General features: G+C 67.7%; 12 protein-coding genes. 8 read left to right on the top strand and 4 right to left on the bottom strand.

What is annotated here, in order from left to right:
• Positions 1-22: 22 nt before the first annotated feature.
• The 6 genes from KW835_RS01045 (at position 23) to KW835_RS01020 (ending at position 7,054) form a co-directional block, all read left to right on the top strand.
• Entirely contained in the window at positions 23-1,216 is a 1,194-nt protein-coding gene (locus KW835_RS01045; RefSeq protein ID WP_218381020.1) for an FAD-binding oxidoreductase, read from the top strand.
• Between the two features lie 77 nt (positions 1,217-1,293).
• Positions 1,294-2,211 carry an amino acid ABC transporter substrate-binding protein gene (locus KW835_RS01040; RefSeq protein ID WP_218380427.1) on the top strand — a complete coding sequence of 306 codons (918 nt, stop codon included), beginning with the start codon at positions 1,294-1,296 and terminating at the stop codon, positions 2,209-2,211.
• Positions 2,208-3,449, top strand: a complete 1,242-nt coding sequence (locus KW835_RS01035; protein WP_218380426.1) for a pyridoxal phosphate-dependent aminotransferase — start codon at positions 2,208-2,210, stop codon at positions 3,447-3,449. Before KW835_RS01040 ends, KW835_RS01035 begins: the two co-directional genes overlap by 4 nt.
• A 28-nt stretch (positions 3,450-3,477) precedes the next feature.
• Positions 3,478-5,163: a thiamine pyrophosphate-binding protein gene (locus KW835_RS01030; protein WP_218380425.1), complete on the top strand. Its 1,686-nt coding sequence runs from the start codon at positions 3,478-3,480 to the stop codon at positions 5,161-5,163.
• 225 nt (positions 5,164-5,388) lie between these two features.
• Positions 5,389-6,624: a DNA polymerase IV gene (locus tag KW835_RS01025; RefSeq protein WP_218381019.1), complete on the top strand. Its 1,236-nt coding sequence runs from the start codon at positions 5,389-5,391 to the stop codon at positions 6,622-6,624.
• A gap of 169 nt (positions 6,625-6,793) precedes the next feature.
• A complete protein-coding gene (locus KW835_RS01020) occupies positions 6,794-7,054 on the top strand; it encodes a hypothetical protein (RefSeq protein ID WP_218380424.1) in 261 nt (86 codons plus the stop codon).
• Between the two features lie 84 nt (positions 7,055-7,138).
• On the opposite strand, the gene queF is transcribed toward KW835_RS01020, so the two are convergent.
• The 4 genes from queF to KW835_RS01000 all read right to left on the bottom strand — a co-directional run bounded on the left by queF (position 7,139) and on the right by KW835_RS01000 (position 13,145).
• Complete coding sequence (gene queF / locus KW835_RS01015; RefSeq protein ID WP_218380423.1) at positions 7,139-7,984, bottom strand: NADPH-dependent 7-cyano-7-deazaguanine reductase QueF; 846 nt, start codon at positions 7,982-7,984, stop codon at positions 7,139-7,141.
• A gap of 78 nt (positions 7,985-8,062) precedes the next feature.
• The gene (locus KW835_RS01010; protein WP_339385479.1) at positions 8,063-8,917 is read right to left on the bottom strand and encodes a 2OG-Fe(II) oxygenase; all 855 of its coding nucleotides are present in this window, start codon (positions 8,915-8,917) and stop codon (positions 8,063-8,065) included.
• Between the two features lie 75 nt (positions 8,918-8,992).
• On the bottom strand, positions 8,993-9,763 hold the full coding sequence (gene yaaA, locus KW835_RS01005) for a peroxide stress protein YaaA (protein WP_218380421.1): 771 nt from the start codon (positions 9,761-9,763) through the stop codon (positions 8,993-8,995).
• Between the two features lie 235 nt (positions 9,764-9,998).
• Positions 9,999-13,145, bottom strand: coding sequence for an Rne/Rng family ribonuclease (locus KW835_RS01000; protein WP_218380420.1), 3,147 nt, complete (start codon positions 13,143-13,145; stop codon positions 9,999-10,001).
• 589 nt (positions 13,146-13,734) lie between these two features.
• On the opposite strand from KW835_RS01000, the gene KW835_RS00995 reads away from it, so the two are divergent.
• Positions 13,735-14,748, top strand: coding sequence for an RluA family pseudouridine synthase (locus tag KW835_RS00995; protein WP_218380419.1), 1,014 nt, complete (start codon positions 13,735-13,737; stop codon positions 14,746-14,748).
• A 29-nt stretch (positions 14,749-14,777) separates the two neighbouring features.
• A complete protein-coding gene (locus tag KW835_RS00990) occupies positions 14,778-15,452 on the top strand; it encodes an HAD family hydrolase (protein WP_218380418.1) in 675 nt (224 codons plus the stop codon).
• The last annotated feature ends 4 nt before the right edge of the window (positions 15,453-15,456 follow it).

Genomic DNA, 15,456 nt, shown 5'->3' with positions numbered 1-15,456 from the left:
CCGGGCCGTGGCTCTTGTGTCCATGCCTGCGGCTGGCAAACCCCCCATCGTCATCATCGGCGGCGGCGCGATCGGCAGTGCCATCGCCTACTTTCTCACGCTGCAGCAACCGGGCTGCAGCGTTGTGGTGGTCGAGCGCGATCCAACCTATGCGCGCGCATCGTCGGCACTGTCGGCCAGTTCCATCCGCCAGCAGTTTTCCACCGACATCAACGTCCGGATCTCGGCCTACGGCATCGACTTCCTGCGCCAGGTGGACACCCTGCTGGCCTGCGGCGGCGATGTGCCGGACGTGGGCCTGCACGAGGGCGGCTATCTGTACCTGGCCACAGTGGCCGGCGAGGCCACGCTGCGGGAGAACCATGCGCTGCAGCGGCGGCACGGCGCCGACGTGGCGCTGCTCAGCCCGCAGCAGCTGGCCGCGCGTTTCCCGTGGCTGGCGCTGCAGGACGTGGTGCTGGGCTCGCTGGGGCTGTCGGGCGAAGGCTGGTTCGACGGCTACCTGCTGCTGACCGCGCTGCGCAAGAAGGCGCAGAGCCAGGGAGTGCGCTATGTGGCCGACGAGGCCGTGGGCCTGGACATGGCCCGCAGCGATGGAGTGCGGCATGTGAGCGGCGTGCGTCTCAAGAGCGGCGGCGTGCTCACGTGCAGCTTCGCGGTGAATGCGGCGGGGCCCTGGGCGGCGGCAGTCGCCGGGTGGGCGGGCATCGAACTGCCCGTGGTGGGCAGGCGCCGCACGGTGTTCAACCTGGCCAGCCCTGCGATGCTGACGGGCTGCCCGCTGCTCATCGACACCAGCGGCATCTGGCTGCGCCCCGAGGGGCGGGGATTCATCTGCGGCTTTGCCCCAGGTGCCGAAGACGATGCTGACTTCGCGCCGCTGGAGCCCGAACACCACGCGTTCGAAGACCACGTGTGGCCCACGCTGGCAGAGCGCATTCCGGGCTTCGAGGCGCTGCGCATGCAAGGTGCCTGGGCGGGCTACTACGAGATGAACACCTTCGACCACAACGCCATCGTGGGCCTGCACCCGGACTGCGACAACCTGGTGCTGGCCAACGGGTTCTCGGGCCACGGCCTGCAGCAATGCCCTGCGGTAGGGCGCGGCCTGGCCGAACTGGTGCTGACCGGCCGTTACCAGAGCCTGGACCTGTCGCCGCTGTCCGTCGAGCGCATTGCGCGCAATCAGCCGCTGCTCGAAAAGAACGTGATCTGAATGAGCCCCTGCGTGCGCACCTTTGCTTTTTGATTTCTTCGCATCCCGCCCACCACAACACACAAGGAGACAACAACATGGCAATTTCTCGCAAGACCTTCACCGCGCTGGCCGCTGGCCTCGCCCTGGCTTGCTCGGCGCTGGCGCCCGCGCAGGCGCAGACCGTCAACACGCCAACGCTGGAGAAGATCAAGGCATCCGGCAAGGCCGTGCTGGGCGTGCGCGAGACATCCCCGCCCATGGCCTACGCGCTGGGGGCGAATGAAAAATACGTGGGCTACCACGTCGAGCTGTGCGAGCGCGTGCTCAAGGAGATCGTGCCTGACGCCAAGCTCGAATACATGGCCGTCACCGCGCAGAACACGCTGCCGCTGGTGCAGAACGGCACGCTCGACATCGGCTGCGGCCCCACCACCAACAACACCGCACGCCAGCAGCAGGTGGCTTTCGCCGTGACCACCTACGTGAGCGAAGTGCGCATGGCGGTGCGCAAGGATTCGGACCTCAAGTCCATCAGCCAGCTCGCCGGCCGCACCATCGCCGCCTCCACGGGCACCACCGCCGTGCAGCTGCTGCGCAAGCAGGAGCGCGCCCTGGGGGGAGCGCCCATCAAGACCGTGCTGGGCAAGGACCACCACGAAAGCTTCCTGCTGCTCGAGTCGGGCCGCGCCGATGCATTCGTTCTGGATGACAACCTGCTGGCCGGGATGATTGCCAACTCCAAGGACCCCTCGGCCTACCGCATCGTGGGCGAGCCGCTGGGCGCCGAGCCCATCGCGCTGCTGTTCCGCAAGGACGACCCTGCCTTCAAGGCTGCGGTGGACGGCGTGCTCACCCGCCTGATGCAAAGCGGCGAGATGGAAAAGATCTACACCAAGTGGTTCGTGAACCCCATTCCGCCCAAGAACATGAGCCTGAACCTGCCCTTGGGCACCACGCTGCGCCAGCTGTTCTCCGCACCCAACGACAAGCCCCTGGAGACCTACCAGCAATGAACGCCGCCATCCCCGCCACGGCCATCCCGGCCGCGCCCTTTCGCGCAGCCGACCGCATCAGCGCCATCGGTGTCTCGGACATCGTGCGCATCACACAGGCGGCCAACGAGCTCAAGCGCCAGGGCCAGCCCGTGATCGTGCTGGGCCTGGGCGAGCCGGACTTCGACACGCCGGCCCACATCCAGGAGGCCGCACAGCAGGCCATGGCGAGGGGTGACACGCACTACACCGTGCTGGACGGTACGCCCGAACTCAAGGCCGCCATCCAGCGCAAGTTCCGCCGCGACAACGGCCTGGACTTCGCCACCAACGAGATCACGGTGGGCGCGGGTGCCAAGCAGGTCATCTACAACGCGCTGATGGCCAGCCTGAACCCGGGCGACGAGGTGATCCTGCCCGCGCCGTACTGGACCTCGTACGCCGACATGGTGCTGATCGCGGGCGGCGTGCCCGTGGTGGTGCCGTGCAGCGAGGCCAACGGCTTTCGCATCACGGCGGACCAGCTCGACGCGGCCGTCACGCCGCGCACGCGATGGGTGTTCATCAATTCGCCTTCCAACCCCAGTGGCACGGCCTACAGCGCAGAGCAGCTCAAGCCCATCCTGGAGGTGGTGCTGAACCACCCGCAGGTGTGGGTACTGGCGGACGACATTTACGAACACATCCTGTACGACGGTCATGCGTTCGCGACCCCTGCGGCCGTGCTGCCCGAGCTGCGTGAGCGCACGCTCACGGTGAACGGCGTGTCCAAGTCGTATGCCATGACGGGCTGGCGCATCGGCTACGGTGCAGGCCCTCGTGCATTGATCGCGGCCATGGCCGTGGTGCAGAGCCAGGCCACTTCGTGCGCCTCGTCCATCAGCCAGGCGGCGGCCGTGGCCGCGCTCGATGGCCCGCAGGACATCGTGGCCGAGCGCTGCCGCGAGTTCCAGGCCCGTCGCGACCTTGTCGTTGCATCGCTCAACGCATCGCCGGGCCTGCGCTGCCGCGTGCCCGAGGGCGCGTTCTACACCTTTGCCAGCTGCGAAGGCGTCCTCGGCCGCACCACGCCGGGCGGCGCCACGCTGCGCACCGATGCGGATTTTTGCGACTACCTGCTGCGCGAATTCCATGTGGCCGTGGTGCCCGGCAGTGTGCTGGGGCTGGCGCCGTACTTCCGCATCTCGTACGCTGCGTCCATGGCCGACCTGCAGGAAGCCTGCGCGCGCATCCGCCGTGCTTGCGAGGCACTGTTCTGAGTTCTTGTTTTTGAAATGACCGCCTGACATGACTACCGCATCCTCCACCTCCCGCACCGGCGGCCAGATCCTGGTCCAGCAGCTCATCACCCACGGCGTAAAGCAATTGTTCTGCGTGCCGGGCGAGAGCTACCTGGCCGTTCTGGATGCCCTGCACGACGCCAGCATTGCCGTGACGGTGTGCCGCCAGGAGGGTGGCGCGGCGATGATGGCCGAGGCACAAGGCAAGCTCACGGGCCAGCCGGGCATCTGCTTCGTGACGCGAGGGCCCGGCGCCACCAATGCGTCGGCGGGCGTACACATTGCGCACCAGGACTCGACGCCCATGATCTTGTTCGTGGGCCAGGTGGCGCGCGGGGCGATGGGTCGCGAGGCCTTCCAGGAGCTGGACTACAGCGCCGTGTTCGGCACCATGGCCAAGTGGGTGGTGCAGATCGACGACCCGGCGCGAGTGCCCGAACTCATTTCGCGCGCCTTCCATGTGGCCACGTCGGGCCGGCCGGGTCCCGTGGTGGTGGCCTTGCCCGAAGACATGCTGACCGAGGCTGCCACCGTGGCCGACGCGCTGCCTTACCAAGTCAGCGAGACGCACCCCGGCGCCGCGCAGATGGCCGAGCTGGCAGAGCGCCTGCGCACGGCGAAGCAGCCCGTGGCCATCCTGGGCGGCAGCCGCTGGTCGGAGCAGGCGGTGCGCGAGTTCACGGACTTTGCCCAAGCGTGGTCGCTGCCGGTGTACTGCTCGTTCCGCCGCCAGATGCTGTTTGCGGCCAGCCACGCCTGCTATGGCGGCGACCTGGGCCTGGGCGTGAACCCCAAGCTGCTGGCGCGCATCCGAGCGTCCGACCTGGTGCTGGTGGTGGGCGGGCGGCTGTCCGAAGTGCCGTCGCAGGGCTATGAGCTGTTCGGCATTCCCACGCCCGCGCAGCCCTTCGTGCATGTGCACGCCGACGCCGATGAACTGGGCAAGCTCTACCGCCCCACCCAGGCCATCCATGCCACGCCGCGTGCCTTTGCGGCGGCGCTCGCCAACGTTCGCCCCACTGGGCCCGTCGTGTGGCAGGCACACGCCGACGCCGCCCATGCCGAGTACCTGGCCTGGAGCGACACGGCCCCGATCCGCATTCCGGGCGAGCTGCAGATGGGCCAGGTGATGCAGCACCTGAAGGACGTGCTGCCGGCCGACACCATCTTCTGCAACGGCGCGGGTAACTTCGCCACCTGGATCCACCGCTTCTGGCCCTTCACCACCTATGCGAGCCAGCTCGCGCCCACCAGCGGGTCGATGGGCTACGGCCTGCCCGCCGGCGTGGGCGGCAAGCGCCTGTGGCCAGAGCGCGAGGTGGTGATCTTTGCCGGCGACGGCGACTTTCTCATGCACGGCCAGGAGTTCGCCACTGCCGTGCAGTACGGCCTGCCCATCATCGTGGTGCTGCTGGACAACGCCATGTACGGCACCATTCGCATGCACCAGGAGCGCGAGTACCCTGGCCGCGTGAGCGCCACGCAGCTCAGGAACCCCGACTTCAAGGCCTACGCCCAGGCCTTTGGCGGGCACGGCGAGCGGGTGGAGCGCACGGAGGAGTTCGCCCCCGCCCTGGCGCGCGCGCGCGCGAGCGGCCTGCCGAGCGTGCTGCACTGCCTGATCGACCCCGAGGCGATCACGCCCACCGGGACGCTGCAGGGCATTCGCAAGGCGGCATTGGCCAAGCCGTAGTTCCGTGCATGCAAGTGCAAAGACATACGGTTTTTGCAGCTTCCATGAGCATTTCGGGTACTGCCGCGGCGGCATCGGGCCCTTTGCATTTCGCAGTGGCAGCAGCTTGTCGCACCGCCGCGCACAATACTGGGCGTGACAGTTTCTCCGCCCGAGCATCCCGCTGAAATCCCCGCCGCGCCGACCCTTCAGGACGGCCGGCTGCGCCGCATCGCCCACCTCGACATGGACGCCTTCTTCGCGTCCGTCGAGCTGCTGCGCTACCCGCAGCTCAAGGGGTTGCCCGTGGTCATCGGCGGCGGGCGGCGCAAGGTGGACGAGCTGCTGTTGCGCGGCCCCGATGGCACCGAGGAGCGCGAGCGGCGCTTCATCCCGGTGGAGGACTTCCCGCGGCTCAAGGACTACGTGGGCCGGGGCGTGATCACCACGGCCACCTACCCCGCGCGGCAGTTCGGCGTGGGCTCTGCCATGGGCATGATGAAGGCGGCCAGACTGTGCCCACAGGCCATCGTGCTGCCGGTGGATTTCGACGAGGTGCGCCGCTTCTCGCGCGCCTTCAAGAGCACCATCACTGACATTGCACCGGTGATGCAGGACCGGGGCGTGGACGAGGTGTACATCGATTTCACCGACGTACCCGGCGGCCAGCGCGAAGGGGGCCGGGTGTTGGCCCGGTTGATCCAGAAGAGCATCTTCGACGTGACGGGCCTGACCTGCTCCATCGGCGTGGCGCCCAACCGGTTGCTGGCCAAGATGGCCAGCGAGTTCGACAAGCCGAACGGCATCTCCATCGTCTACGCGGAAGACCTCGAAACGAAGATCTGGCCGCTCAACGTGCGCAAGATCAACGGCATTGGCCCCAAGGCGGGCGAGAAGCTGGCGTCCCTGGGCATCCAGACCATCGGGGAACTGGCCGCGCAGGACCCACAGTGGCTCATCGCCCGCTTCGGCAAGTCGAGTGGTGCCTGGATGCACCGCGTGGCCTGGGGCCGCGACGACAGCCCTGTGGTGACCGAGAGCGAGCCCGTGAGCATGAGCCGCGAGACCACCTTTGACCGCGACCTGCACGCGGTGCGCGACAAGGCGGAACTCTCGGCGATCTTCACCGACCTGTGCACGCGCCTGGCCAGCGACCTGCAGCGCAAGGGCTATGTGGCACGCACCATCGGCATCAAGCTGCGCTACGACGACTTCAAGATCGCCACGCGCGACCACACGGCCGGTAGCTACACGGACGATGCCGCCACCATGCGCCACCTGGCGGGGCAGTGCCTCAAGCGTGTGCCGCTGGACAAGCGCCTGCGGCTCCTGGGCGTGCGCGCCAGCACGCTCGCGCGCCGGGGGGAAGAGCCGCCCCTGGAGCCGCGCGCGAATGGGCCCGCAGGTGGCAGCGGAACGCCAGGGGGGACTGGCGGCCCGGACGAGTCCGGCGGCCTGGGCAGCACGGCGCAGCTGTTCTGAGCGGGGCCGGGCACGAACGGTAGAACAGGCGGAAGGTGGCGTGCGTTCCTGCGGAGAGGGCGCCAGGCAGGAGGGGATGCATGGCTCCGCATCGCAGCCCACGCCCGCACACCTTGACGCTTGCTTACGCGTAACTTACATTGAAATCCCCGTCTGGCGGGAGATCGACATGACGCTCAATGAGCTGCAACGCATCAAGCAATGGCACGTGGCCCACCGGGCAGAGCACCCGCTGGAGTACCACCTGTGGGACCTGGTGCTCACGCTCTGGCTGATGGGCTGGGTGGGCTGGTTGCCCACCTGTGCCTTTGGCGAAGCCTGGGCCGCACCGCTGTGTTTCATGGGCACCATGGTTCCCAGCCTTTATGTGGGCTGGCGCGCGCGGGCCCATCGGCTGCACAAGCTGCGGTGCGATTGGATCGGGAGGTGATCGCACCCTCTGATACGGGTTCGCCCGTCTCGCGGCGCGGGCAATGGCGCGCCCCGCGCACCGAAGGTGCCCGCCGCCTGCTGCCTACTGCCGCGCCGTGCGGGCGTTGCGCGGCAGGCCCTGGGGGTGGCTGGTGCGCAAGGGGTTGATGTCCAGGCCGCCGCGCCGCGTGTAGCGGGCGTACACGGTCAGCTTGATGGGTTTGCAGCGGGTCCATACGTCCATGAAGATGCGCTCCACGCATTGCTCGTGGAATTCGTTGTGGTTGCGAAAGCTCACCAGGTATTGCAGCAGGCCTTCCTGGTTGATCTGCGGGCCGCTGTAGCTGATCTGTACGCTGCCCCAGTCGGGCTGGCCCGTGACGAGGCAGTTGCTCTTGAGCAGGTTGCTGGTCAGCACCTCGGACACGGGGGCCTCGGTGAATTCGGCCGTCAGCAGTTCGGGTGCGGGCTGGTAGCGCGTGCATTCCACGTCCAGGCGGTCCAGGCTCAGGCCATCGAGTTCGTGAACGGGTTCCTGGTCGAACAGCTCGGGCCCGATGAGCCGCACGCCCACGGTGGCCGGGTGCTCGGCGCCGCGCCACGCAGCCTCGCTGATGTCGGCGCGGATGCGGGCCTGCACTTCGGCCGCATCGGCGAAGCGGGTGTTGTTGAAGCTGTTGAGGTAGAGCTTGAACGACTTGCTCTCGACGATGTTGGGTGTCTCGCACGGCACGGTGATGTGCGCCAGCGCCACCTGCGGCTTGCCGCGCGGGTTGAGCCACGACAGCTCGAACGCGGTCCACAGGTCGGCCCCGAAGAAGGGCGCTGCGCCGGTGATACCGATCTCCGAGCGCTTGCCGGCGCGGGGAATGGGGAACAGCAGCGAGGCGTCGTACTGGTCGATGTAGGCAGAGGATTTGCCCAGCTGGGATTGTTCTGGCGTGTTCATTCGGTGCCCGTCAGGATGTGTTTTTGCTATGCATTCAATAGCTTGCAGCGCTTGCCCATCAAGCTACAGGGCCTGTTTTTACTTGAATTCACGCTCGCGAAGCCACTTGGTGGCGATCCATTTCTCACCCGCGATCACCGGGGCGCCGCCGTGCAGTGTGCGCGTGGATGGATGAGGGCGCTCGTAGCTGAAGAACACGGCGTTGCCGCGCTGCGGGCCGACCTCGACGTGCACGTCGGGGAAGGTCGTGCCGCCGCCTTTCTCGGGCGTGTTGAGGTACATCACCAGCGTGCCCACACGCTGCCCGCCGCGCTTGACGATGGTGGCGGTGCCGGGCTCGGCCGGATCGAAGTAGTCGTAGTGGGGCTTGTACTCGGCGCCGGGGCGGTAGTGCAGCACCTGCAGGCCTTCGCCGTTCTCGATGGGCCAGTTCAGCAGGCGGGCGACGCGCTCTTCGATGCGCTGCAGCAGCGCGCTTTCACCCCGCTGGAAGAACATGCCGTCGCTGGTGCGGTCGTCGTTGATCTCTTCGCCGCCGGTCTTGGTGGCCACGGTGAGGGAGCGTGCCAGTCGTGGCTCGGCGGCGGCGATGAGCGCCTGGCACTCCTCGTCGGACAGCAGGCCACCGAAAACCACCACGCGGGGCTGGGCCATGGCCAGCAGCACCTTGACGACGCGGTCGCCGCCATCTATTTCGGTGGGCGAGTCGCCCAACTGCGGCCCCGGCACGGGCACTGCGGGGGGCTGGCCTTGCTGCACCGCCAGATCGTTCAGGTGGTCCTGCAGCGTGACCTCCATCGCCTCGGCCGCCACATCCTCGTCCCAGCCCGCATCGCGCATGGACTGCAGCACCACCGGCGCGGCATAGCCGGCCTGGGCCTGCTCGATGATCCAGCGGCGCAGTTCGGGGGTGATGGATTGGGATGTCTTCATGTCAGTGTTCCATGGTGCTGGGCATCGGTGACCCATGGCTTCAAAAACCGGTACGGCCGCCCCGGGCGATGGTCCTCATCCTCTGCGAAAGACGAGGCGCTCCGGCGTGGAGACCCCGGGGGCGAAAGCATAGCCGTCCAGGTCAAAACCTTCCAGTTTGTGCGGCGTGGCGACACGGTGCGTGATGGCGTAGCGCGCCATGAGCCCGCGCGCGCGCTTGGCATGAAAGCTGATGATCTTGTAGCCGCTGCCCTTGTAGTCTTCGAACACGCAGTCGATGACGCGTGCCTTGAGCGCCTTGCGGTCCACGGCCTTGAAGTATTCCTGCGAGGCGAGGTTGACCACGACGGGGGTCTTGTCCGCGCGCAGGCGGGTGTTCAGGTGCTCGGCGATCTGGCTGCCCCAGTAGTCGTAGAGGTTGCTGCCGGCGTCGGTGGCCAGTCGCGTGCCCATCTCCAGCCGGTACGGCTGCATGCGGTCCAGCGGCCGCAGCACGCCGTACAGCCCGCTCAGGATGGCCACGTGGCCCTGGGCCCATGCCAGGTCGTCGGCGGAGAGCGAGCGGGCCTGCAGCCCGTCATACACGTCGCCATTGAAGGCCAGCGCCGCCTGGCGCGAATTGGTGGCCGTGAAACGCGGGCGCCATGCCTGGTAGCGGGCCACGTTGAGCGCGGCGAGCTTGTCGCTCAGGTCCATCAGCGAGGCAATGCTCTGCGGCGAATGCGCGCGCAGCACCTCGATGAGGGCCGCCGATTGAGGCACGAACTGCGGCGTGGTGTGGGGCAGGCCCTCGGGCAGGGGCGTGTCGTAGTCGAGCGACTTGGCGGGCGAAAGCAAAAACAGCATGGCAGGGCTGGGGCGGTGATCGATGGATGCGTGGATGGAGGGCAGCAAGCGAAGGGATGCCGTGCTGGTGGGGTGTAAGGACAAAATGGTAACGGCTGGGCGCAGGGGCCGGCGCCGAATGCGTGAATCTGCACGGCTATCCCTTGACTGGGCACGACTCCTGCGAACTGCCGGCCCCAAGAAAAAAAAGGCGGCCCGAGGGCCGCCTTCTTCCTTGCGTGGTTGCCGAATCGGTTCAGGCCACGGGAGGCTTCTCGAACGGCAGGGTCAGATCGGCCAGGTCACGGCGGGTCTCCACCAGCACCAGTGGGCCTTCGTCCAGCACCACGACGGGCGGACGCTCGCGTGGAACATGGATGGGGCGCGGTTCGGCGGCGATGGCGGCCTGCACGGCGGCAATCTTGTCCGCATCGGAGTTCACCCACTGCAGGCCCGATGCCACGGCGACCTGCTGGAGTTCGTCCACGGGCAGCTTGAAGGCCGACACGCGTGGCATGCCTGCGGCAGCCGCGACGGGCGCTGCTGCCGGTGCAGCGGGCACCGCCAGGGGCGCGGGCGCGGGCGCCGGTGTTGCTGCCACTGGCGCGGATGCGACAGGGGCTGCTGCGACAGGGGCCGTCACAGGGGCTGTTGCCGGTTCGGCCGCTGGGGGCAGCTGTGCCGCTGCCGTGGCAGGGGCCACTGCAGACGCAGGCGCCGCTGGGGCGGCGCTGAAGTAGCTGCGGCGCGGCTGCCCGTCCTGCTCGCCGGGCTCCGCGCCGGCTTGCGGTGCAGCCGCTGTGGGGTCGAAGTCCAGCATGGCCGGGGCGGCGGCAGTGGCGTCGGCGTTGTCGCGCGGGCCCCGGTCGCCGCGTTCGCGGCGGTCACGGCCATAGCGGTCTCGCGAGCGACGCTCGCGGCGCTGCTCTTCGCTGGCGGGGGTGCCGGGTGCTGCGGTTTCGTTGCCGGTCAGGTCCAGGTCGGGCAGCGAAGCCAGCGGGGCGGTATCGACGAAATCGCCAGCCACCGGTGCTGCGGCCACGTCCTGGCCGTTGGCTTCCTGGTTGCGGGGCGCGCGCTCACCGCGCTCGCCACGGTTGCCGCGTTCACCGCGTTCACCGCGTTCACCGCGTTCGCGGCGGGGGCCGCGCTCGCCACGGGGCTGCTGGCCTGGGGTTGCATCAGCGGTGCCTGCGCCCTGGTTGCCCGGGCCTTCCACCTGCGATTGTGCTGCCGTGGCGTCACCGTTTGCAGCAGCGGCCTGGTTGCGGGCTTCCGCATCGCGGCGGCCCCGGCCACCGTCGCGGCCATTGCGGTTGTCACGGCCTTCACGCGGCTCGCGGCCTTCGCCTTCGGGGCGGCGCTCTCCATCACGTTGCGGGCGGTTGTCAGCATCGCGGGGAGCACGGCCTTCGGCCGTGCGCTCGCCGCGGCGGCCGCGGTTTTCACCATTGCCTTCACGGTTGCCACCTTCGCGGTTGCCGTCGCGTCCGCCACGGCCTCGGCCACGGCCTTCACCGTTGCGGGCATCGCGGCGGGGCTCGCCGCGACTGGTGGTTTCAGCTGCCGGTGCGGGCGCCGGGGCGGCCACGGGTGCGGGGGCTGCCGCAGGCGTCGTGCCAAAGCCGAACAGGCTCTTGAGCCAGGCGAAGAAACCTTGCTCCTGCGGGGCTGCTGCTGGCGCGGGCGCTGCCGCCGGGGCTTGGGCGGGTGCGGGTGCAGCAGTGCCCTGGCGGGTTGGCTGGCCTGCGCGCTGGGGGCGTGCCGCGCCTTCGGGGCGTGGCTCGGCCACGGGCGCCGGCGCATCGGGCAGCACGCCCTTGATGACGGGCGTCTGCTTGTTGGTGGGCTCCTGCGAGCGGCGCGTGACGGAGGTCGGGTCCTCGATCTCTTCGGCGAGCTTGTAGCTGGCCTCGATGTGGTCCAGGCGCGGGTCGTCGTGCTTGAGGCGTTCCAAGCGGTAGTTGGGGGTTTCCAGCGTCTTGTTGGGCACCATCAGCACCGCAACGCGCTGCTTGAGCTCGATCTTGGCGATCTCGGTGCGCTTTTCGTTCAGCAGGAACGAGGCCACTTCCACCGGCACTTGGCAATGCACGGCGGCCGTGTTGTCCTTCATGGACTCTTCCTGGATGATCCGCAGGATCTGCAGGGCCGAACTTTCCGTGTCGCGGATGTGGCCCGAGCCGCCGCAGCGGGGGCAGGGGATGGACGAGCCTTCGGAGAGGGCGGGCTTGAGGCGCTGGCGGCTCATTTCCATGAGGCCGAACTTGCTGATGGTGCCGAATTGCACGCGTGCGCGGTCCTGGCGCAGCGCGTCGCGCAGGCGGTTTTCCACTTCGCGGCGGTTCTTGCTTTCCTCCATGTCGATGAAGTCGATGACGATCAGACCGCCCAGGTCGCGCAGGCGCATCTGGCGGGCCACTTCGTCGGCGGCTTCCAGGTTGGTGCGGGTGGCGGTTTCCTCGATGTCGCCGCCCTTGATGGCGCGGGCCGAGTTCACGTCCACGGACACCAGCGCTTCGGTGTGGTCGATCACGATGGCGCCGCCCGAGGGCAGTTGCACGGTGCGGGCGTAGGCTGATTCGATCTGGTGTTCGATCTGGAAGCGGCTGAACAGCGCGGCGTCGTCGCGGTAGCGCTTCACGCGGGCGGCATGCTCGGGCATGACGTGCGCCATGAACTGGTGCGCCTGCTCGTAGATGTCGTCGGTATCGATGAGGATGTCACCGATGTCGTTGTTGAAGTAGTCGCGGATCGCGCGGATGACGAGGCTCGACTCCTGATAGATCAGGAAGGCGCCCTTGCCGCCCTTGGCTGCGCCGTCGATGGCGTTCCAGAGCTTGAGCAGGTAGTTCAGGTCCCACTGCAGTTCGGGCGCCGACCGGCCGATGCCGGCCGTGCGGGCGATGATGGACATGCCGTTGGGGTATTCCAGCTGGTCCATCGCCTCCTTCAGCTCTGCGCGGTCCTCGCCCTCGATGCGGCGCGACACGCCACCGCCACGGGGGTTGTTGGGCATCAGCACCACGTAGCGGCCGGCCAGGCTGATGAAGGTGGTCAGGGCCGCGCCCTTGTTGCCGCGCTCTTCCTTTTCGACCTGGACCAGCAGCTCCTGGCCTTCCTTGATGACTTCGTTGATGCGCGCCTGGCTGGGCGAGACGCCGGGGGCAAAGTACTGGCGCGAGATTTCCTTGAACGGCAGGAAGCCGTGGCGGTCTTCGCCGTAGTCGACGAAGCAGGCCTCCAGCGAGGGCTCGACGCGCGTGACGACGGCCTTGTAGATGTTGCCCTTGCGCTGCTCGCGGCCCTCGATCTCGATTTCGTAGTCGAGGAGCTTTTGTCCGTCGACGATGGCCAGGCGCCGTTCTTCAGGCTGCGTGGCGTTGATGAGCATCCGCTTCATGATGCGATTCCTTCAGTGTTTCGCGGGCAGCGGCACTGCAGCCGGATCACAGGCTGCGTGGGCTGCCGCCCACAGTTTCCAAACCAATACAACAAGCTCTACAGGAGCTGTGAATGCCTGGACTGACGCATCGAAACGAAGGGAATTGCCGGGGATGCCAAGGATATGCGGCGCTCTAGCGCAGCATCGAGAGGCAGGGGCGCGTGGATGGGGGCGAGTGGTAGGAGCGCAGTTTTGCTAGCAAAAGAGTAGCTGGTTGCGCTTGCTGGCTGGGCGTCGAGAGCGGATTTGAGCGTGCAGCCGGGGGCAACAGCCTCCGCCACAAGGTCTCTATCCATGCCATCAACAACCACATGCTCGCTTTGATCCGCTGACAGGCTGTGCCCGGGTAGGGTGCATCTGCCAGCTTGGGGGATTCCGTATCAGTGTTTCAATCTGTCAGCCCGCCGCGCGAAGTGCAGGCCACCACAGGCATCTGGCCTGCAATCTGCGTGCACGACGCCCGTTGGCATCGACGTGCCTGAACGTGGGGCAAGGGCTGTGTGGACTAAACTCCAGACAAATCAACCACTTACATGACAACGCGCAGGTGAAACACATTATAGGGGCCAAACCGCCCGCAGTTTCTGCGGGGCTTCCCGCAGCCCGCATGGTGGAGGTCGATGCGGACTCCGCAGGCCAGCGGCTCGATAACTTTTTGATACGCCAGTTGAAGGGCGTGCCCAAGACGCACGTCTACCGCATCATCCGCAGCGGCGAGGTGCGCATCAACAAAGGGCGGGCGAGCGCCGACACCCGGGTGGAGGCGGGCGACCTGGTGCGCCTGCCACCCGTGCGCGTCTCCGACAAGGTGGTCGAGAAGGCCGAGCGCCCGGCGCCCGCACGCGAGTTTCCGGTCCTGCTGGAGGATGAGCACCTCATCGCCATCGACAAGCCCGCTGGCGTGGCCGTGCATGGCGGCAGCGGCGTGAGCTTCGGTGTGATCGAGCAGCTGCGCCAGGCCCGCCCGCAGGCCAAATTCCTGGAACTGGTGCACCGGCTGGACCGCGACACATCGGGCATCCTGCTGGTCGCCAAGAAGCGCTCGGCGCTCACCCACCTTCAGGATCAGTTCCGCGAGCGCGAGACAGGCAAGACCTATCTGGCGCTCGTCACCGGCACCTGGCCCGCCAACAAGAAGGTCATCGACCTGCCGCTGCACAAGTACCTGCAGGCAGACGGCGAGCGCCGCGTGCGCGTCACCACGGCAGACGACCCCGACGGCATGCGCTCCATCACCTTGGTCAAGGTGCGCAGCACGGTTCCCGCACGGCAGGCCCAGGGCCTGCCCGCAATGTCCCTGCTGGAGGTGACCATCAAGACCGGCCGCACGCACCAGATCCGTGTACATCTGGCCAGCCAGGGGCATGCCATCGTGGGGGACGACAAGTACGGCGACTTCGAGCTCAACAAGCGCCTGCTGAAGCTGTCGATGAAGCGCATGTTTCTTCATGCCTGGCGGTTACAGTTCAACCACCCCGCCTCGGGCGAGCGCGTGGCGCTCAGCGCCGAACTGCCGCCCGAACTGGCCGGGTTCATTCCCCCCGTGTCCCCAGCGCCCTGACAACGCGCGAGCCGCTGCCCTCTTGCCCCATGCCTGCTTCCAGCTTTCGTCCCCGCCGCTTCGATCTCATCGCCTTCGACTGGGACGGCACCTTGTTCGATTCCACGGCCATCATCGTGCGCTGCATCCAGAACGCCGTGCGGGACGTGGGCGGCACGGTGCCGTCGGACAAAGCGGCCGCCTACGTGATCGGCATGGGCCTGATGCAGGCACTGGCCCACGCGGCGCCCGACGTGCCGCCCGAGCGCTACACCGACCTGGCCAACCGCTACCGGCTCCACTACACCCAGCACCAGGACGACCTGAGCCTGTTCGATGGCGTGCTGCCGCTCCTGAACGACCTGCGCGAGCGCGGCCATCTGCTGGCTGTGGCCACCGGCAAGAGCCGGCGCGGCCTGGACGAGGTGCTGCACACCGTGCAATTGCGCGGCATGTTCGACGGCTCGCGCACCGCCGACCAGACGGCCGGCAAGCCACACCCGCTGATGCTCCAGGAGCTGATGGCCGAGTTCGACGTGCCACCCGATCGCCTGCTGATGATCGGCGACACGACCCACGACCTGCAGATGGCGGTGAACGCTGGCTGTGCGAGCGTGGGGGTGAGCTATGGCGCGCACGAGCCCGGCGTCTTCCATGCACTGGCCCCGCTGCACGTGGCGCATTCGGTGCGCGAGTTGCACGACTGGCTGCTGCACAACGCCTGACCGG

Origin of the sequence: Acidovorax sp. sic0104 (assembly GCF_019219095.1) — a bacterium.
GTDB lineage: Bacteria > Pseudomonadota > Gammaproteobacteria > Burkholderiales > Burkholderiaceae_C > Acidovorax.
This window is presented reverse-complemented; position numbering and strand designations above follow the sequence as displayed.

Excerpts from the sequence above, each read along its gene's own strand:
- KW835_RS01045 (WP_218381020.1), top strand. The coding sequence starts at position 23 with ATGCCTGCGGCTGGCAAACCCCCCATCGTCATCATCGGCGGCGGCGCG.
- KW835_RS01040 (WP_218380427.1), top strand. The coding sequence starts at position 1,294 with ATGGCAATTTCTCGCAAGACCTTCACCGCGCTGGCCGCTGGCCTCGCC.
- KW835_RS01035 (WP_218380426.1), top strand. The coding sequence starts at position 2,208 with ATGAACGCCGCCATCCCCGCCACGGCCATCCCGGCCGCGCCCTTTCGC.
- KW835_RS01030 (WP_218380425.1), top strand. The coding sequence starts at position 3,478 with ATGACTACCGCATCCTCCACCTCCCGCACCGGCGGCCAGATCCTGGTC.
- KW835_RS01025 (WP_218381019.1), top strand. The coding sequence starts at position 5,389 with ATGGACGCCTTCTTCGCGTCCGTCGAGCTGCTGCGCTACCCGCAGCTC.
- KW835_RS01020 (WP_218380424.1), top strand. The coding sequence starts at position 6,794 with ATGACGCTCAATGAGCTGCAACGCATCAAGCAATGGCACGTGGCCCAC.
- queF (WP_218380423.1), bottom strand. The coding sequence starts at position 7,984 with ATGAACACGCCAGAACAATCCCAGCTGGGCAAATCCTCTGCCTACATC.
- KW835_RS01010 (WP_339385479.1), bottom strand. The coding sequence starts at position 8,917 with ATGAAGACATCCCAATCCATCACCCCCGAACTGCGCCGCTGGATCATC.
- yaaA (WP_218380421.1), bottom strand. The coding sequence starts at position 9,763 with ATGCTGTTTTTGCTTTCGCCCGCCAAGTCGCTCGACTACGACACGCCC.
- KW835_RS01000 (WP_218380420.1), bottom strand. The coding sequence starts at position 13,145 with ATGAAGCGGATGCTCATCAACGCCACGCAGCCTGAAGAACGGCGCCTG.
- KW835_RS00990 (WP_218380418.1), top strand. The coding sequence starts at position 14,778 with ATGCCTGCTTCCAGCTTTCGTCCCCGCCGCTTCGATCTCATCGCCTTC.